This window comes from Marinovum sp. E3 (genome assembly GCF_055755275.1).
In genome coordinates this window covers 41,116-58,688 of record NZ_JBVTQV010000004.1, presented here as the reverse complement: position 1 = coordinate 58,688, position 17,573 = coordinate 41,116, and the positions used below count along the sequence as shown (strand labels likewise).

General features: G+C 66.1%; 14 protein-coding genes. 9 read left to right on the top strand and 5 right to left on the bottom strand.

The window, feature by feature from the left end; all coding sequences use genetic code 11:
* Positions 1–4: 4 nt before the first annotated feature.
* A complete protein-coding gene (locus AC0J5K_RS20475; protein WP_420398524.1) occupies positions 5–994 on the bottom strand; it encodes an LLM class flavin-dependent oxidoreductase in 990 nt (329 codons plus the stop codon).
* Between the two features lie 78 nt (positions 995–1,072).
* Complete coding sequence (locus tag AC0J5K_RS20470) at positions 1,073–2,119, bottom strand: DUF475 domain-containing protein (protein ID WP_244526539.1); 1,047 nt, start codon at positions 2,117–2,119, stop codon at positions 1,073–1,075.
* A 484-nt stretch (positions 2,120–2,603) separates the two neighbouring features.
* On the opposite strand from AC0J5K_RS20470, the gene AC0J5K_RS20465 reads away from it, so the two are divergent.
* The 3 genes from AC0J5K_RS20465 to AC0J5K_RS20455 are packed head-to-tail and all read left to right on the top strand — an operon-like array spanning position 2,604 to position 5,175.
* The gene (locus AC0J5K_RS20465; RefSeq protein WP_074837647.1) at positions 2,604–3,638 is read left to right on the top strand and encodes an ABC transporter substrate-binding protein; all 1,035 of its coding nucleotides are present in this window, start codon (positions 2,604–2,606) and stop codon (positions 3,636–3,638) included.
* Positions 3,639–3,691: 53 nt separating this feature from the next.
* A complete protein-coding gene (locus AC0J5K_RS20460; RefSeq protein ID WP_158499065.1) occupies positions 3,692–4,420 on the top strand; it encodes an ABC transporter permease in 729 nt (242 codons plus the stop codon).
* Entirely contained in the window at positions 4,420–5,175 is a 756-nt protein-coding gene (locus tag AC0J5K_RS20455) for an ABC transporter ATP-binding protein (RefSeq protein WP_048535324.1), read from the top strand. The genes AC0J5K_RS20460 and AC0J5K_RS20455 overlap by 1 nt, the downstream gene beginning before the upstream one ends.
* A gap of 632 nt (positions 5,176–5,807) precedes the next feature.
* Here the strand turns inward: AC0J5K_RS20455 and AC0J5K_RS20450 are convergent.
* Both AC0J5K_RS20450 and AC0J5K_RS20445 read right to left on the bottom strand, forming a co-directional pair.
* Complete coding sequence (locus AC0J5K_RS20450) at positions 5,808–6,812, bottom strand: transketolase family protein (protein WP_420398523.1); 1,005 nt, start codon at positions 6,810–6,812, stop codon at positions 5,808–5,810.
* A 12-nt stretch (positions 6,813–6,824) separates the two neighbouring features.
* Positions 6,825–7,751, bottom strand: a complete 927-nt coding sequence (locus AC0J5K_RS20445; RefSeq protein WP_283644228.1) for a transketolase — start codon at positions 7,749–7,751, stop codon at positions 6,825–6,827.
* 93 nt (positions 7,752–7,844) lie between these two features.
* On the opposite strand from AC0J5K_RS20445, the gene AC0J5K_RS20440 reads away from it, so the two are divergent.
* From AC0J5K_RS20440 to AC0J5K_RS20420, 5 genes are read left to right on the top strand one after another with little or no spacing between them, the layout of a single operon-like run.
* A complete protein-coding gene (locus AC0J5K_RS20440) occupies positions 7,845–10,115 on the top strand; it encodes a molybdopterin-dependent oxidoreductase (protein WP_420398522.1) in 2,271 nt (756 codons plus the stop codon).
* Positions 10,116–10,126: 11 nt separating this feature from the next.
* Entirely contained in the window at positions 10,127–11,638 is a 1,512-nt protein-coding gene (locus AC0J5K_RS20435; RefSeq protein ID WP_420398521.1) for an FGGY-family carbohydrate kinase, read from the top strand.
* A complete protein-coding gene (locus AC0J5K_RS20430; protein WP_074837735.1) occupies positions 11,635–12,696 on the top strand; it encodes a zinc-binding dehydrogenase in 1,062 nt (353 codons plus the stop codon). Before AC0J5K_RS20435 ends, AC0J5K_RS20430 begins: the two co-directional genes overlap by 4 nt.
* Entirely contained in the window at positions 12,696–13,361 is a 666-nt protein-coding gene (locus AC0J5K_RS20425; RefSeq protein WP_074837734.1) for a class II aldolase/adducin family protein, read from the top strand. Before AC0J5K_RS20430 ends, AC0J5K_RS20425 begins: the two co-directional genes overlap by 1 nt.
* Before the next feature lie 2 nt (positions 13,362–13,363).
* Positions 13,364–14,341, top strand: a complete 978-nt coding sequence (locus AC0J5K_RS20420) for a sugar-binding transcriptional regulator (protein WP_420398525.1) — start codon at positions 13,364–13,366, stop codon at positions 14,339–14,341.
* Positions 14,342–14,446: 105 nt separating this feature from the next.
* Here AC0J5K_RS20420 and AC0J5K_RS20415 read toward each other — a convergent pair whose 3' ends face one another.
* Positions 14,447–15,979: a sulfatase gene (locus AC0J5K_RS20415; protein WP_350154078.1), complete on the bottom strand. Its 1,533-nt coding sequence runs from the start codon at positions 15,977–15,979 to the stop codon at positions 14,447–14,449.
* A gap of 162 nt (positions 15,980–16,141) precedes the next feature.
* Between AC0J5K_RS20415 and AC0J5K_RS20410 the strand changes: the two genes are divergently transcribed.
* A complete protein-coding gene (locus AC0J5K_RS20410) occupies positions 16,142–17,518 on the top strand; it encodes an NAD-dependent succinate-semialdehyde dehydrogenase (protein ID WP_048535309.1) in 1,377 nt (458 codons plus the stop codon).
* The last annotated feature ends 55 nt before the right edge of the window (positions 17,519–17,573 follow it).

Here is a 17,573-nt window from a genome sequence, read left to right as displayed (position 1 = left end):
CCGCTCAGGCGCGCAGCTCCGAAAGCACCTCACCGGCCAGGGTGAAGGAGCGGACCCGGGCGCTGTGGTCGTGGATCATGCCGGTGACCATGAGTTCGTCGGGCTGGTGTCGCGCCAGCAGGCCGGCAAGCTGGTCGCGGACCATTTCGGGCGTGCCGGTGGCCGAGACCGAAAGCGCGTGTTTCACCTGCGCCAGCACCGGCGCGGGGATCTGTTGCGCCACATCCGCGACCGGGTGCGGCAGCTTGCCAGGCCGGCCCATGCGCAGGTTGGCAAAGGCGAGATATTGCGACGAGCGCAAGACCTCGGCCTGCTCGTGCGTATCGGCCACGCAGACCCCGGCGGCCATCATCACATGCGGCGCCGAGAGCGTCGCCGAGGGGCGGAACTGGGCGCGGTAGGTGGCGATCGCCTGGTCCAGCAGGTCCGGCGCGAAATGCGAGGCAAAGGCATATGGCAGGCCGAAATGCGCCGCGAGCTGTGCGCCGTAGAGGCTGGAGCCGAGGATCCAGACCGGCACCTCGGTGCCCTCGCCGGGAATGGCGCGGACCGGGCCGGCGGGGCCGCTGGCGAAATAGCCGATCAGCTCCTGCACATCCTGCGGAAAACTGTCCTCGGGCGACATGTTGCGCCGCAGGGCGCGGGCGGTGGCGCCGTCGGTGCCGGGTGCGCGGCCGAGGCCGAGATCGATCCGGCCGGGGTAAAGCGTGGCCAGGGTGCCGAATTGCTCGGCCACCATCAGCGGGGCGTGGTTGGGCAGCATGATGCCGCCGGCGCCGATGCGCATGGTGGTCGTGGCCGCGGCGACATGGCCGATCACCACGGCGGTCGCGGCGCTGGCAATGCCCGGCATGTTGTGATGCTCGGCCAGCCAGAAGCGGTGATAGCCGGCCCGTTCGGCCGCCACCGCAAGATCGGCGGTATTGGCCAGCGCGTCGCCGGCGCCGGCATCTTCGGGCACGGGCGAGAGATCAAGTAGGGAGAAATGCTGCATCGGTGATATCCTTTTGGCGCACCTATGCACGCCCCCGCGCCGCGCCAAGGCGGCGCCGGGGGTTCCGTAACGGCAGCGTCAGCCGCTGGCCGGGGCGTTGCCGCGCTCGACCCGGTTCCAGCGGATCGACGACCAGAGCGAAACGCCGATCAGCGCCGCGCCGCCAAGCCCGGTGATGACCTCGGGGATATGCACCAGCGATTGCATGAACATGATCACCGACAGCGCGATGATGGCGTAAAAGGCGCCGTGTTCGAGATAGCGGTATTCGGTCAGGGTGCCGTTTTCGACCAGCATGATCGTCATCGAACGCACGTACATCGCGCCAATGCCGAGGCCGATGGCGATGATGAAGAGGTTCTGGGTCAGGGCGAAGGCGCCGATCACCCCGTCAAAGCTGAACGAGGCGTCGAGCACCTCGAGATAGAGAAAGGCGCCGAGCCCGCCCTGGGCCGCGCCCTTGACCGCCTTTTGCGTGCTGTCGAGCAATCCGCCCAGAACTTCGACCAGCAGGAAGGTCAGCAGGCCCCAGATCGCCGAGCTGAAAAACACCTGGGTGTCGGCGCCGTCCAGCAGGCGCGAGAAGATCAGCACCGTGACCAGCACGATGGCCACCTCGATGCCGCGAATGGTGGCGTGGCGCGCCATGCGCCTTTCCAGCCATTGCACCCAGTGCACGTCCTTTTCGTGATCGAAGAAAAAGCTGAGGCCGACCATCATCAGGAAGGTGCCGCCGAAGGCCGCGATCGGCAGATGCGCCTCTTCCATGATATGGGCGTATTCCTCGGGGCGGGCGGCGGCCAGGGTGATCGCCTCCCAGGGGCCGATGCGGGCCGAGATCACCACGATCAAGAGCGGAAAGACAATGCGCATGCCGAAGACGGCGATCAGGATGCCCCAGGTCAGGAACCGGCGCTGCCAGATCGGGGTCATCGATTTCAGCTTGTTGGCGTTGACGATGGCATTGTCGAAGGACAGCGAGATCTCCAGCACGGCAAGCACCGCGCAGATAAAGAGGATGGTCAGCATGCCGGCGAGGGTGCCGGTTGTCGTCCAGCCCAGCCAGCCGCCGAGCGCAAGGCCCAGGCCGGTGACGATGAAGGCCCATTTGAGATAGGAAAGCATGGATCTGGCCGGGGCGCCGCTGTGCGGCGCGCCTCCGGTCGGGGAGGGGTGTTGTGTCATGATGTGAACACGTCCAGGCGGCTGGAAAAGATCTGGTGCCGACATCACGAAAGCGCCGCCACTTCCGCCAGAGGGGCCCGGTCACCCGATTATAGCGCCGATGCGCCGTCATCCTATTGGCCTGTCACATCGCTTTTGTAAACGGATTCGTGATCGGCGCGGCGGGCTGGGCCGTTATGTGCCGATGGCCGCAGGGCGCGAAAAGCCCTTGGTGCGGGAGGCGCCCGGCCCGTTTGCCTGCCGGCGCGGCCGGGCCAAAGCCCGCGTTTTCAGGCCCCTGCGCAGGGTTGCAGACGGATTTCGGGAGATCCGGAAAAATTGTCATATGAGAAAAAAATTGACAAAAGTAAAAACAACAGGAATAGTGGCCGGGGATTGAGTACCTGTTCCGCAGGCTCTGTGATCTGCCACGAGGGAGGACAAGATGGCAAACTCGAAAACCAGCTATGTGTCACGCCGCGCATTCCTGAGAGCGGGGGCCGCGACCGGGGTCGCGCTGGCCGCTCCGACGTTCTTTGTCGGCAAGGCGCATGCCGCCACCGAAAAGCTGAACATCGGCATCATTCCGGCCTATTCTTTCGGCATCTACTGGCTGGTCCAGGATCAGGGCTTTGCCCCCGGCGTCGAGATGGATTTCAGCGTCTTCCCCTCGGGGCCCCCCGCCATCGAGGCGATGGTCGGCGGCTCGGTCGATGCGATCACCGTGGGCTCGGTGCCGCCGCTGGCGGCGATGGCGCGCAATGTCGCCGATTTCCGCGAGATCTCGGTCTGTGGCGATGCCTCGGGGCTCTTCACCATCGTCGGCCGTCCGGGGATGACCAGCCTGGCCGATCTCGAAGGCAAGCGGATCGCGGTGACCTCGGGGTCGAACTTCGATTTCTTCCTCGGCGTCGCGCTCGAGCAGGCCGGGCTGTCGGACATGAAGCTGACCCGGATCAACATGGAGCCGATCGACGCCCAGGCGGCGCTGATCGCCGGGGCGGTGGATGCCACCGTGCCGCTGGCCACCTCGCGCCAGCTGATCTTCGACAAGCTGCCGGGCGCCAGCATGCTGGCCGACGGCTCGGCGATGCCGATCGGCAAGCGGCCCTCGATCATGGATGTCTTCATGACCACCCAGCAGACCATGGACGCCAAGGAAGAGGCGCTGACCGAAGTGGTGCGCGCCTTCCACGAGAACGGCGTCAAGATGCTGCGCGAAGACAATGCCGAGGTCGTGCAGCGCATGATCAAATGGCAAAGCGGCATCGGCCGGGCCGGCGTGACCGCGGCGGAAGTCGAGCCGCTGCTGAACAACTACTTCTATTTCGACGTGCCCGAGATCAAATCGGTCTATGCCGATGACATCCTGAAAAACGCGCTGCGGGTGCAATCGGAGTTCCTGGTCGAGAATGACCGCATCCGCAACATGCCCGACCTCGATGCGCTGGTGTCGGATCAGATCGTGACCCGGCTCTGAGACCGATGGCTCTGTTGCATTCTCTCCGGTCAAGGCGCCTGTGGTTGGGCGCCTTGTCGATCGCCACGGTCTTCGGGGTCTATATCTGGATCACGAACCAGCCCGACAACAATCCGGCGCTGTTGCCGCCGATCCTGGATATCCTGGCCTCGTTCAAGACCAACCTGACCAGCGGCAGCCTGCTGACCGCGCTGGGGGCGAGCCTGTTCCGCATTGCCATGGGCTTTTTCATCGGCACCACGCTGGCGCTGATCGTCGGTTGCCTGGTGGGCTGGTACAAGACGGTGGAATATCTGCTCGACCCGCTAATCGAGGCGCTGCGGCCGATCCCGCCGCTGGCCTATATTCCGATCATCATCATCTGGTTCGGGATCGGCGAATTCAGCCGGGTGCTGATCATCACCATCGCCTGTTTCATGGTCTGCGTGGTCAACGTGATCGCCGGCATGAAGAACGTGCCGCAGGTCTATGTCGATGCCGCATCGACCATGGGCGCTAGCCGGTTCCAGGTGTTCCGCACCGTCGCCGTGCCCGCCGCCACGCCGTTCATCATCACCGGCTACCGGATTGCGCTGGCCGCCGCCTGGACGACGCTGGTCGCCTCGGAGCTGCTGGCGGCGCAGAACGGTCTCGGCTTTCTGTTGCAGGAAGGACGGCGTTATTTCCTGACCGATCAGGTGATGATGATCATCGTGATCATTGGCGGCTGCGCCTTCATCATGGATCGCATCTTCCGCAAGATTCAGGCTCATCTCATGCAATGGTCGGAGGCCCGCGAATAATGCCAGAGATCCTCGTCGACAATCTCACCCATACCTTCGGCAAGGGCGAGCCCGGTGCGCTCACCGTGCTGGACAAGATCAACCTGACCTTCGAGTCCGGGTCGTTCAATTCGATCATCGGCACCTCGGGCTGTGGCAAGTCCACGCTGCTCAAGATGATGGCCGGGCTGTTCACGCCCTCGGACGGGCAGATGACGCTCGATGGCGAGGTGATCGAGGGCACCGACCGGCGCCGGGGCATGGTGTTCCAGCAGGATGCGGTGTTTCCCTGGATGACCGTGGCCAAGAACATCTCTTACGGCCCGCGCCTGCGCGGCGCCTCGAAGGCCGAGCAATCCGAGATCGAGGCGAAATGGACCGAGATGGTGGGGCTCAGGGGCTTTGAAGACCGCTGGCCGCGCGAGCTGTCTGGCGGGATGCGCAAGCGGGTCGATATCGGCCGGGTCTATGCCAATGATCCCGATGTGCTGTTGATGGACGAGCCGTTCGGGGCGCTGGATGCCCAGACCAAGGAGCGGATGCAATCCGACTTGCTGACCACCTGGCAGAAGTCGAAAAAGACCGTGGTCTTTGTCACCCATGACATCGAAGAGGCGATCTTTCTGTCGGACAAGATCATCGTTCTGTCGTCGCGCCCCGGCCGGGTGCACCATATCGAAGAGGTCAGCCTGCCGCGGCCGCGCAATGACGAGATGCGGCTGACCGAAGAGTTCCTCGCCATCAAGCGCCGTTTGTGGGGGATGCTGGATCACTGACACTCACGGGAACCTCCCTGGCCCTTCGGGGCGACTTCACCCGCGTCGGTCCTCTGGGCTGACGCGGTTTTTTGTTGGGCGGGGGCCCGGGGGTTGGCGCTGCTGGTCTGGATGCCGGTCACGTCGCGCCCCGGACCTGATCCGGGCCTCGTGGCGGCTTGCGGTGCGGGGTGGGGGAAGGGGTCCCGGCGCGGGGGCCGGGACGGGGGGCGTTGGTCGGGGGAATGGTTGCGTGTCGGCGGCGGTGTTCTGCGCCGTTCGCGCCCCGGACCTGATCCGGGGCCTCTTCGCGGGTTGCGGTGCGGGGTGGGGGAAGGGGTCCCGGCGCGAGGCCGGGACGGGGGGCGTTGGTGGGGAATGGCTGCGTGACGGCGGCGGTGCGCTGCGCCGTTCGCGCCCCGGACCTGATCCGGGGCCTCTTCGCGGCTTGCGGTGCGGGGTGGGGGAAGGGGTCCCGGCGCGGGGGCCGGGACGGGGGGCGCTGGCGGGGGAATGGTTGCGTGTCGGCGGCGGTGTTCTGCGCCGTTCGCGCCCCGGACTTGATCCGGGGCCACTTTGCGGCTTGCGGTGCGGGGGAAGGGGTCCCGGCGCGGGGGCCGGGACGGGGGCGTTGGTCGGGGATAGGCTGGCGATCAGAGCGCTTCGGCCTTGACCAGCGAATGCACGTCGTCGACCCGGGCGGTGGCGAGGTCGTCTTCGGTGATGCCGAACCTCGCGCCCATCAGATCCTCGATGCCGCCGACCAGCGCCAGCGCGTCCAGGCCGTAATAGCGCATCAGATAGGCGCGCGAGCCGCCGTGGGCATAGGTGTCCTTCAGCCCCAGCCGGACCAGCCGCTTGCCGATGCCGGCGTCGGCCATGGTCTCGGCCACCAGCGAGCCCACGCCGCCTTCGGTGACGTGGTTTTCCAGCGTCACCACGCCATGTTTGACCGACCCGATATGGTCCAGAAGCTGCTTGTGATCGAAAGGCTTGATCGTGTGCAGGTGGATGTGGCGGATCGACAGGCCTGCCTTGGCCAGGGCCGAGCGGGCGCGCATCGCCTCTTCGGTGCTGATGCCGGAGGAGACGACGAGGATGTCGGTGCCTTCCGACAGCACGCGCATTTCGCCGACCTTGATCGGCGTGTCGAACAGCCGCGGCACCGAGCCGCGCAGCACCCGGCACCAGACCGGGCCGTCGATGCTGTCGGCGGCCTCGCAGATGCTTTCCACCTCGGTGGCGTCGCCGGTCTCGAGGATCGTCATGTTGGGGATCGAGCGCATCACCGAGATATCCTCAATCGACTGGTGGGTCATGCCGCCCGGCGTGGTGACCCCGGGCAGAAAGCCCATCAGCCGGACCTTGCGCCGGGGATAGGCGATCGAGGCCATCAGCTGGTCATAAGGCCGGCGGTACATGAAGACGCCGAAGGTGTGGATGAACGGCCGGAAGCCGGCCAGGCCGAGACCGCCGGCAAAGCTGAGCATGTTCTGCTCGGCCATGCCCATCGACAGGAACTGACCGGGGTGGCGGTCGCGGAAACCGTCGATCTCGCAGGAGGAGGTCAGATCGGCCGAGAGACAGAGGATCTCGGGCTTGCCGGCGGCAAATTTCTCGAAGGCCGCGGCGTAGGGGCGGGATACCATTTCAACCATGTGCAGAGCTCCTCAATGGGCGTATTCGACAGGATCGACGCCCAGGTCGGCGGCGATCGAGGTGTTGAAGCGGGCGCGTTCGTCGGGCGATTTGAACCGCACGTAATGCAGCCGCGGAAAGCGTTCCTCGAGGATCGGCATGGTCTGATAGGGCGAGGTGCGCGCCAGGATGATCAGCGGCTTGCCGTCATGCGGTTCCTTCGCGGCGTCGCGCATGGCCTGAATGTCATGGCCGTCGATCTCGACGCAGGTGGCGCCGAATTCGATGAACTTGGCGCGGATGTCGCCCACCTCCATCACGCTGTCCATGGCGCCGTCGCATTGCTGGTCGTTGACGTCCATGATGGCGCAGAGATTGTCGATGCCGTGGAACTGCGCCGCTGCGACCGCCTCCCAGGTCTGGCCCTCCTGGACCTCGCCGTCGGACATGAAGACCCAGGTCCGCCCCGGCTCGCCGCGCAGCTTGCGGCCATAGGCCAGGCCCGCGCCGGTCGAGAGGCCGATGCCCAGGGTTCCGTTGTGCACCTCCATGCCGGGCGAATGCTCGGCGCCGATCATCTCGACCGACGAGCCGTCCTTGTTGAACATCTCGAGCCCCTCGGGCGCCATCCGGCCGACCTCGATCAGCGTGGCATAGGCCACCAGCGCGTAATGGGCGGGCGCGATGAACAGCCGGTCATATTCGGGCGCGGCCGGGCCGTTGTAGCCGGCGCCGGTGTGATAGCCGGGGTTCGAGGGCGCGGGGACGCCTTCGAAGGGCTTGGGAATCATCGGCAGCGTCGGGTCGCCCAGCTTCAATTCCTCATTGTACAGCCACGCAAGTTGCTCGGCGGCGGAACAGGCCTGGCTCAGATAGCCGCCGTTGTTGCGGATCGTGTGCTCGAAGACCCGACGCCGGAGTCCCAGCGCGACGTCTTCTGTGGTTCTTTCGTTTTGCATGGCTTCCTCTGATTTGCTGCTTTACAAAAGTCAGTAAATCGATCATATGTAAAAGTCAAGCGCCGCGCGGTCGTGCGGCGGAAAGGACGGATGATGAAATACACCGCAGCACATTGGGGCGCCTACCGGATCGAGGGTGACGCGCTGCGCCCGCTGGACGACGACCCGCGCCCTTCGCGGATCGGGCGTGGCTGGCTTTCGGCCGCGCGGGACCGGAACAGCCGCATCCTTGCGCCGATGGTGCGCGATGGCTGGCTTGACGGTGATGGCGGCAAGGGGCGCGGCCGCGACGGCTATCGCGAGATGACCTGGGACGAGGCTAATGCGCTGGTCGCCCGCGAGATCCGCTGCGTGCGCAAGGCGCATGGCAACCAGGCGATCTTTGGCGGCTCTTACGGCTGGGCCAGCGCCGGCCGGTTTCACCACGCGCAGAGCCAGATGCGGCGGTTCCTCAATCTCGTCGGCGGCTTCACCGCCTCGCATGAGACCTATTCCCATGCCGCCGCAGAGGTGCTGTTTCCGCATATCCTCGGCCTCAGCAATCGCGGCATGTTCGATGCGATGACCAGCCTCAGCCTTGTCGGCAAGCATTGCGATCTGCTGCTGGCCTTTGGCGGCATCTCCGAGCGCACGGCGCAGGTCGCCTCTTCCGGGGTCACCCGGCACGACATTGGCGGGCCGCTGGCGCAGATGCAGGCGCGGGGCGGGCGGATCGTCAATGTCTCGCCGCGTGGCAGCGATCTGCCGGGCGCCGAATGGCTGTCGATCCGGCCGGGCACCGATGCGGCGCTGCTGCTGGCGCTGTCGCATGAGGTGGTGGCGGCCGGGCGGGCGGATGAGGACTTCCTGACCACGCGCACCAGCGGCTGGCCGGCGTGGCGCGCCTATCTGCTGGGCGAGACCGACGGTCAGGCGAAAAGCGCCGATTGGGCGGCACCGCTCTGTGACCTGCCGGCCGAGGACATCCGCGCTCTGGCCCGCGCGCTGAGCGACAGCCGGAGCATGATCGCGGTGAACTGGGGGTTGCAGCGGGCCGATCATGGCGAACAGGTGATCTGGGCGGCGTTGGGGCTGGCCTGCATCCTCGGCCAGATCGGCCAGCCCGGCACCGGCTTCGGCTTCGGCTACGGCTCGACCACGCCGGTCGGCCGGCCGATGCGCTGGATCGGCTGGCCCTCGGTGAGCCAGGGGCAGAACCCGGTGACCGAGGCCATTCCGGTGGCGCGCATCGCCGACATGCTGCTCAATCCCGGCGGGGCCTATCGGTTCAACGGCGAAGAACGGAGCTACCCCGATATCCGGCTGGTCTATTGGTGCGGTGGCAACCCGTTTCACCACCACCAGGATCTTTTCCGGCTGGAGCAGGCCTGGACCCGCCCCGAGACGGTGATCGTGCAGGATCACAGCTGGACCGCCACAGCGCGGCGCGGCGATATCGTGCTGCCGGCAACCACGCCGTTCGAGCGTGACGACCTGATGATCAACCGGCGCGACCCGTCACTGCTCTATATGTCGAAGATGCAGGAACCGATGGGCCAGGCGCGCGACGATCACGAGATCTTTCGCGGCATTGCCCGGCATTTCGGTGTCGAAGAGGCGTTTACCGAGGGCCGCGATGCGGAAGGTTGGCTGCGCCATCTCTGGGCGCGGGCGCAGGGTGTGGCGCAGGAGGCGGGATTTGCCCTGCCGACCTTCGAGACCTTCCGCGACGAGGGCCGTTTCGACGTGCCCGATGCCTTTGACGAAACCGTGGCGTTTGAAGGCTTTGTCGCCGATCCCGAAGCGCATCCGTTGAATACCGAAAGCGGGCGGATCACGCTGCACAACGAAACGATTGCGGGCTTCGGTCTGGAGGATTGCCCCGGTCATCCGAGCTGGCTGATGCCGGCCGAGAGCCTGCTGACGGCGGCGGCGGGCGAATTGCACCTGATCTCGGGCCAGCCGGACACCCGGCTGCATTCGCAGAATGACCGCGGCAGCGAGGCGCAGGGCGACAAGATCGGAGGGCGCGAACCGGTCGCGCTGCATCCCGAGACGGCCGCCCGCCACGGGTTGGCCGAGGGCGATATCCTGCGGCTGTGGAACGCGCGCGGGGCCTGTCTGGCCGGGCTGCGGCTCGATCCGTTGCTCCGGCGTGACTGCGTGGCGCTGGCCACCGGCGCCTGGTTCGATCCGCAGGAGGTGAGCGGCGACAGGCTCGAGGTGCATGGCAACCCCAACGTGCTGACGCTGGACAAGGGCTGTTCGGAGCTGAGCCAGGGCAACATCGCCCATACCGCGCTGGTCAGGGTCGAGAAATGGACCGGGCCGCTGCCGGCGCTGAGCGTCGACCGGCCGCCGCGGATCGCGGGCGGCGCGGAATGAAGGAGGGGAGCATGACAAAACTCTGGTTGGGGCTGGATGTCGGCACCACCGCCGTCAAGGCCGCCGCCTATACGCCCGAGGGCCGGCAGGTGGCACTGGCCGAGGCGCCGAGCCAGGTCACCCAGGTGGCCGGCGGCGGCAGCGAACAGGACATGGGCCAGGTCTGGGCGACGGTGGTGGCGGTCTTGGCCGATCTGGTCGGCCGCTGTGACGGCGCGGAATTCGAGGCGCTGGGGATCGCGGCGCAGGGCGACGGGCTCTGGTGCGTGACCGAGGACGGCGCGCCCGCCGGCCCGGCGATGCTCTGGAACGACACGCGGACCGCGGATGATCTGGCGGCGCTCGAGGCGTCGGGCGCGACCGGGGTGATCGGGCGGGGCTGCAACACCTCGCTCTGGTCGGGCACATCCGGCATGCTCTGGCGCTGGGTGCGGGAGAACCGGCCCGAGATGGCGGCGAAGACCGCGCATGTGATGACTTGCGTCGATTGGATCGGGCTGAAGCTGACCGGCGCGCTCGGCACCGATTTCTCGGATGCGACGATCCCCTTTCTCGACATTGCCAGCCGCGATTATGACGCGGGCCAGATTGCGGCGCTCGATTGCGAAGAGCTGGCCGACAAGCTGATCGCGCCGCGCACCGCCGACAGCGTGCTGGGGCAGGTGACGGATGCGGCGGCGGGCGCCACGGGGCTGCCCGAAGGGCTGACCGTTTCGGTCGGCACGCTGGACCTGTCGGCGATGATCGTCGGCATGGGGCTGGCGCAGTCGGGCGAGACGATGATGATCATGGGCACGACGGCCGTGGTCAATATCCTCACCGACCGGATCACCCCGAGCGATGCGCCGGTCGGCGCGAGCTGTCTGCACCCCACCGCGCCGGTTACCATCCGCGTTCTGGCGCCGACCACCGGCGCCGCCGCCTTCGACTGGTTCGCGGCGCTGCATCCCAAGAGCCTTGGCGGCGCCTCGGCCGGCGAGGTGGCGGCGCGCATGAATGCGCTGGTCGAGACGGTGCCGCCGGGGGCCAACGGGGTGACCTTTCTGCCCTATCTCAATGGCGAACGCGCGCCATTCGTGGCGCCCAACCTGCGCGGCGCCTTTCACGGGCTGTCGTCGACCACCTCGACCGGCGACATGGGCCGGGCGGTGATGGAGGGCGCGGCGCTGAGCCTGCGGCATTGCTTCGAAGAGGAAACCGGCCTGCCCACCGCGCCGGTTCAGCTCACCGGGGGCGGCTCGAAAAACCCGGTCTGGTGCCAGATCATCGCCGATGTCGTGGGCCAGCCGGTGCTGGTCAGCGCGGCTTCGGATCACGGGCTCTGGGGGGCGGCCTGTCTCGGCGCTGCGGCGGCCGGGCGCGGCGCGGCGGTCGAGCTCTCCCGTCGCGACGAGGCTTTGCAGAGCTACACACCGAACAATCACGCGGCCTATGGGCCGGTTTACGCCAGATACGCCCTGATTTCGCGCCATCACCGCGCCTTGCAGGCAGACCTCAATACCTTGCGGGAGACCCAGACATGACCAACATGATGACCACCGCCGTGCAATATGCCATCGATGACATCCGCATCGAGGAACGCCCGGTTCCCGAGATCGGCCCCGGCGAGCTCTTGCTCAAGACGCTGGCCTGCGGGCTCTGCGGCGGCGAGACCATGGCCTGGTACAAGACCGAGCCCAAGGTGCTGGGGCATGAGCCGGTGGGCGAGGTGGTCGAGGTGGGCGCGGGTGTCACCGACTACAAGATCGGCGACCGGGTTTTCGTCAATCACCACGTCGGGCGGGTCGATTCCCACCTGTCGCGTCGCGGCCATTTCACCCGCGATCCATTCTACAAGTCGATGAAGCTCGATCCCGGCGGGGTCTGCGACTATTACCGCGTCACCGCGCAGCATCTGGCGATGGACACCCACAAGCTGCCCGACAGCATCTCGACCGAGGCGGCGGTGACGATCGAGCCCTGGTCCTGCGTGCTCTCGGGGCTGAAGGTCTGCAACATCCAGCCGGGTGACACCGTGGCCGTCGTCGGCGCGGGTTTTATGGGGCAGGGGTTCGTGCACATGGCGCCGCTCTTCGGTGCCGGCAAAGTGGTGGCGCTCGACTTCTCCGACTGGCGGCTGGCCAAGGCGCGGGAGTTCGGCGCGACCCATACGATCAACCCCAAGACCGAGGATGCGGTCGAGGCGATGCGCGCGCTCAACAATGGCCGGCTGGCCGATACGGTGATCGTGATCGCGCCCTTTGCCCCGGCCTGGGAGCAGGCGCTGGCCTTGACCGAGGTTGGCGGCTGCCTGCACCTTGGCGCGCCGATGCCGCCGGGCGAAACCTGGGCGCGCGACGGCAATGCCGCCTATTTCGATCAGATCACCGTGACCTCGCGCTATTCCTCGGATCATACCGACACCTACAGCTATATCCGCCTGCTCGAAGCCGGGCGAATCAAGGCGGAAGAGGCGATCTCGCACCGGTTCGACATGGCGGATACGCCAGAGGCGTTTCGCATGCTGGTCGAGGCGGAAAAGAGCCTGAAGATCGTGGTCTATCCGCATGGGATCCCGACCGCCAAGCAGGAGGCCGCGTGATGCTGGAGGCGCTGAAGGAAGAGGTCTGCGAACAGAACCACGAGCTGCCGCGCAACGGGCTGGTGGTGGGATCGGGCGGCAATGTCTCGGGGCGCGACCCCGAAACCGGGCTGGTGGTGATCAAACCCTCTGGCGTGAAGTTTGCCAAGCTGACGCCGGACACCATGGTGGTGGTCGATCTCGATGGCACTGTCATCGAGGGGGCGATGAAACCCTCGGTCGACACCGGCATTCACCTCTATATCTATCGCCACCGCGCCGATGTGATGGGCATGTGCCACACCCATTCGCCTTATGCTTCGAGCTTTGCCGCGCGCGGCGAGCGGATTCCGGCGGTGCTGACCCCGATCACCCATATGCTGGGCCGCGATGTGCCCTGTTCGCGTTATGCCACCCCGGGCGAAGTTGACACCGGCGCGGCGATCCTGGAAGCGGCCGAGGGCGGCATGGCGGCGCTGGTCAAGGCGCATGGGGTCTTTACCATGGGCAGATCGGCCACCGAGGCGACCTCGGTGGCGATGTACCTTGAGGAGGCGGCGATGACGACGCATCTTGCCATGCTGCGCGGTCCGGTCGAAGAATTGCCGCAGGACGAGATCGACCGCTGCTATGCTTGGTTCCGCCAGAACTATGGCCAAGCCGGGGCAAAGAAGGTAAACGCTTGAAGATGCACAAACCCACGCCGCCGCAACGGAATTCTGCCGAAAAGGAAGCGCTGCTGTCGAATGTGGCGCTGCTTTATTATGGCGAGGGGCTGACCCAGGGCGAGATCGCCAAGCGCATGAAGGTTTCGCGTGCGACCATCGTCAACATGCTGCGCGAGAGCCGCGATCTGGGGGTGGTGGAGATCCGCGTCGACGGCCAGTTCCTCACCGGATCGAGCCTAGCGCGCGAGCTGCGCGAGAAATACGGGCTGGCGGATGTCTATGTGGCGCAGCCGGCCTCTGACGAGGTGGCGCTGGGTCGCGAGGACAGCCTGCGGCAACTGGCGCGGGTGGCGGCGATGGCGGTGCTCGACGTGGTCGAACCGGGCGACCGCTGCGGCGTGGCCTGGGGCGAGACGATCATGGCGGTGGCCGATGCCATGCCGCGCAACGCGGTGGCCGATGTCGAGGTCTGCCAGCTGATCGGCTCGATGATCTCCGACCGGGTGCCGGCCTCGGAGAACTGCACCATCCAGATCGCCGGCAAGCTGGGGGCACAATGTTTCACCCTGCACGCGCCCGGGCTGATCTCCTCGCCCGAGCTGGCGCGGCAATTCTGTTCCGAACCGACGATCCACATGCAGCTCGAGCGGCTGAAATCGCTCGACATGGCGATCTATTCGGTGGGCAACGTGCAGGCCGGCACGCATCTGGTGGCGGCGGGCATGACCTCGGAGGCAGAGCTGGCGCAGGCGGTGGCGGCCGGGGCGGCGGGGATCCTCTGCTGCCGCTATCTCTCGGCCGGGGGCGAACAGATCGACCTGCCGCCGCATGACCGGCTGATCGCGGCCGAGGTCGCCGACCTGCGGGCGGCGCGCAAGAAGCTGCTGGTGGTCTGCGGGGTGGACCGGGCCGAGGCGACGCTGGCCTGCATTCGCGGCGGGCTGGCGACGCATCTGGTGGTGGACAAGCCCCTGGCTCTGGCGTTGCTCGAAGGGTGAGGCTTGCGGCGCGGTGGGTTGCGAACCCACCCTGCTTCGCGACGCGGCACTGCGCGGCGGGCGTTGCCCGCCGTCGACGCCCGGATCAGCCTGGGCTGGCCTCGATCATGCCGGCACCGCCTCTTTCAGCCCCAGCCGGGCGTATTGCTCCGGCGGACAGCCTTCGTCCTGCATCAGCGCCCGCACCAGGTCGAGCATACGGTCGCGCTGCTCCGGCGCGCTGTCCCAGAGGTTCCGGGCCTGCCCGGGATCCTCGGCGCGGTTGAACAGGAAATCCTCCTGGGTGCGCGGATCGATCGAGATCGGCGTCTTCCACATCGGCAGGTCGACCGAGGGGTCGAAATAGCCGGTATCCACCGGCTTGTTCGGTGCCTTGGCCAGCCGGCCGTCGACCGGGTTGTCGACGATCAGCGGCCGAAAGATCGCGGTGGAATAGAGGTAGAGCGGTTGTGACGGGTCCGGCGCCTTCATCACCGTCCAGGTGCCGTCGGTGGCGCAGATGCCCTGGCCGAAGGTGCCGTAAAGCACTGCCTCGCGTGGCGAAGGCGCATCCTCGACGATCATCGGCAGGAGCGAACGGCTGTGCCGGTTGGCCTCGGTCACCTCGACGCCGGCCGCCTCGACGATGGTGGCAAAGATGTCCACCGTCTGGGTCAGCCCGGTGAGGCGCTTGCCATTGCCGGGGTTGGCCGGGTGCCAGACCATCAGCGGAATGTTGGCGTGGCTGTCGAAATGCGGGTGCTGCTTGCCGAAGGCGCGACGCTCGCCCATGTCGTGGCCATGGTCGGTGGTCAGGATCACCATCGTATTCTCCCACAGCCCCTGGTCGTCGAGCTTGTCGAGCAGCGTGCCGAACCACTTGTCCATCATCGTGACCTTGCCCATGAACTGCGAGCGCAGGAATTTAAGCTCGTCGGGTGTGGTCTGGTCCATGAAGCTCTCGAGATCCTTGTAGACCTGGTAGGGTGGCCAGACATTGAACTCGTTCTTGCTCGCGCCCTCGGCATACATGCTCTCGTAGGGTTCGGGGATGTGAAACGGCTCGTGCACGTCGAAGGTCTCGACATGCAGGAAGAAATCGCCCTTGCCGGCGTTGCGGTCGAGCCAGTCGCAGGCGCCGCCGAAGGTCTTGGCCGAGAAATAATCCTCTTCGCCGCCAAAGTCGCGGGTATTGGCGTAATACTGGCCGATGTGCTCGGGCGCGCGGAATTTCTCGACGTTCTTGACCCAGGCGGGTTTCTCTTCGGCCGGGTCCTGCGCCTGCCAGCGATCGACCTCGTAGCCGCGGATCATCTCGGTGGTGTCATAGCTCTGGATGTAGCCGTTCGCCTCTTCTTCCCAGTAATGATAATGGTCGGTCACCACATGGGTGCGATGGCCGCCCTTGCGCACCTCGGCCGGCAGGCGCGGGTCAAACACCTCGAGCGAGCCCCAGGGCCGCCAGAGGAATTCCTTGCGCCCGGCGATGATCTCGCGGCGTGCCGGCATGCAGGGCAGCGAACCGACGAAATGGTTGTCAAAGATCGCGGCGCGCTTGGCGAAACGGTCGATATTTGGGGTCTGGCAGGGGCTGGCCGGGTCATAGGCCCGCAGGCAGTTGCGCGTCAGACTGTCGACCAGCACAAGAATGATATTCATGGCAGCACCCCTTCGAAGCTTGTTTCAGGGGCACTATAGGCGGGCCATCTCAACCTTACAAGTGTCAAATAATATGTCAAATGTAATGCGCGGCCGGATCCGGTTGAAACATTCCGGGCCGCGGGGTGTTGGGGCAGGGCACATGCAAGACAGGAGACATCCATGAGCAGCCCGATCACCACGATCAATCCGGCGACCGAAGAGACCCTGGAAACCTATGACCGCATGTCGGACACGGCGGCGCGCGAGGCGGTGGAGGCCTGTCACGCCGCCTTCGAGGAGTGGCGGCTGGTGCCGCTGGACAAGCGGGCCGAGACGATCAAGGCCATCGGTCAGGCGTTGCGCGACACGTCCGAGGACTTTGCCCAGCTGATGACCCGCGAGGTCGGCAAGCTGATCGGCGACAGCCGCGACGAGATCGAGCTTTGCGCCGCGATCTGCGATTTCACCGCCGAACACGGGCCAAAGGAGCTGGCCGACGAAGAACGCGAGATCCCCGGCGGCACCGGCGTCATCACCTATGCGCCGACCGGGGTGATCTATGGCATTCAGCCGTGGAACTTTCCGGCCTATCAGGCGATCCGCTACACCATCGCCAACCTGATGGCGGGCAATGGCGTGTTGCTGAAACATGCGGCCAATTGCACCGGCAGCGGGCTGTTCCTGCGCGATCTGATGGAGAAGGCCGGGCTGCCCAAGAACCTGTTTACCGTGCTGCTGATCGATCACGACCAATCCGACGACATCATCGCCAATGATCTGGTGCGGGGTGTCACCCTGACCGGCAGCGATGGCGCCGGCAAGGTGGTGGCGCAGCAGGCGGGCAAACACCTCAAGAAAACCGTGCTCGAGCTTGGCTCGAACGACGCCTATCTGGTGCTCGAGGATGCCGATCTCGATGTTGCGGTCGAGGCCTGTGTGGCGGGCCGGATCTACAACAACGGCGAGACCTGCGTGAACGCCAAGCGGTTCATCGTGACCGAGCGGCATTACGACGCCTTCGTCGAGCGCTTTACCGCCAGGATGAAGGCGGTCGAGATGGGTGACCCGCGCGACGCGGACACCGGCCTTGGCCCGATGGCGCGCGACGATCTGCGTGACACGCTGGCCGAGCAGGTCGAAAAAAGCGTGGAAAACGGCGCCCGCGCCCTGTGTGGCGGCAAGGTGCCCAAGCGCAAGGGCGCCTATTATCCGGCAACGGTGCTGGTGGACGTGAAGCCCGGCCAGCCGGCGTATGACGACGAGCTGTTCGGCCCGGTCGCTTCGGTGATCAGGGCGCGCGACGATGATGACGCGATACGCATCGCCAATGACAGCCGTTACGGGCTCGGCGGCGGCATCTTTTCCAAGGATGAAGCCCGCGCCCGGGCGCTGGCCGCGACCCATTTCGACACCGGCATGGTCTGTATCAACGGCTATAACCTGGCGATCCCCAACATGCCGTTCGGCGGGGTCAAGAACTCGGGTTACGGGCGCGAGCATGGCGGCTTTGGCATGAAGGAATTCGTCAACGCCAAGTCGCTGTACGTGACGCAATAGAGGCGTCCGGTCGGTGCATCGCGCCGTGCCGCGCGGGCGCCGAGGATGGCGGCGG

Bases quoted from the DNA above. Each gene is read 5' to 3' on its own strand.
- AC0J5K_RS20425 (WP_074837734.1), top strand. From the start codon at position 12,696: ATGCTGGAGGCGCTGAAGGAAGAGGTCTGCGAACAGAACCACGAGCTG.
- AC0J5K_RS20465 (WP_074837647.1), top strand. From the start codon at position 2,604: ATGGCAAACTCGAAAACCAGCTATGTGTCACGCCGCGCATTCCTGAGA.
- AC0J5K_RS20435 (WP_420398521.1), top strand. From the start codon at position 10,127: ATGACAAAACTCTGGTTGGGGCTGGATGTCGGCACCACCGCCGTCAAG.
- AC0J5K_RS20440 (WP_420398522.1), top strand. From the start codon at position 7,845: ATGAAATACACCGCAGCACATTGGGGCGCCTACCGGATCGAGGGTGAC.
- AC0J5K_RS20430 (WP_074837735.1), top strand. From the start codon at position 11,635: ATGACCAACATGATGACCACCGCCGTGCAATATGCCATCGATGACATC.
- AC0J5K_RS20455 (WP_048535324.1), top strand. From the start codon at position 4,420: ATGCCAGAGATCCTCGTCGACAATCTCACCCATACCTTCGGCAAGGGC.
- AC0J5K_RS20475 (WP_420398524.1), bottom strand. From the start codon at position 994: ATGCAGCATTTCTCCCTACTTGATCTCTCGCCCGTGCCCGAAGATGCC.
- AC0J5K_RS20415 (WP_350154078.1), bottom strand. From the start codon at position 15,979: ATGAATATCATTCTTGTGCTGGTCGACAGTCTGACGCGCAACTGCCTG.
- AC0J5K_RS20445 (WP_283644228.1), bottom strand. From the start codon at position 7,751: ATGCAAAACGAAAGAACCACAGAAGACGTCGCGCTGGGACTCCGGCGT.
- AC0J5K_RS20410 (WP_048535309.1), top strand. From the start codon at position 16,142: ATGAGCAGCCCGATCACCACGATCAATCCGGCGACCGAAGAGACCCTG.
- AC0J5K_RS20470 (WP_244526539.1), bottom strand. From the start codon at position 2,119: ATGCTTTCCTATCTCAAATGGGCCTTCATCGTCACCGGCCTGGGCCTT.
- AC0J5K_RS20450 (WP_420398523.1), bottom strand. From the start codon at position 6,812: ATGGTTGAAATGGTATCCCGCCCCTACGCCGCGGCCTTCGAGAAATTT.
- AC0J5K_RS20420 (WP_420398525.1), top strand. From the start codon at position 13,364: ATGCACAAACCCACGCCGCCGCAACGGAATTCTGCCGAAAAGGAAGCG.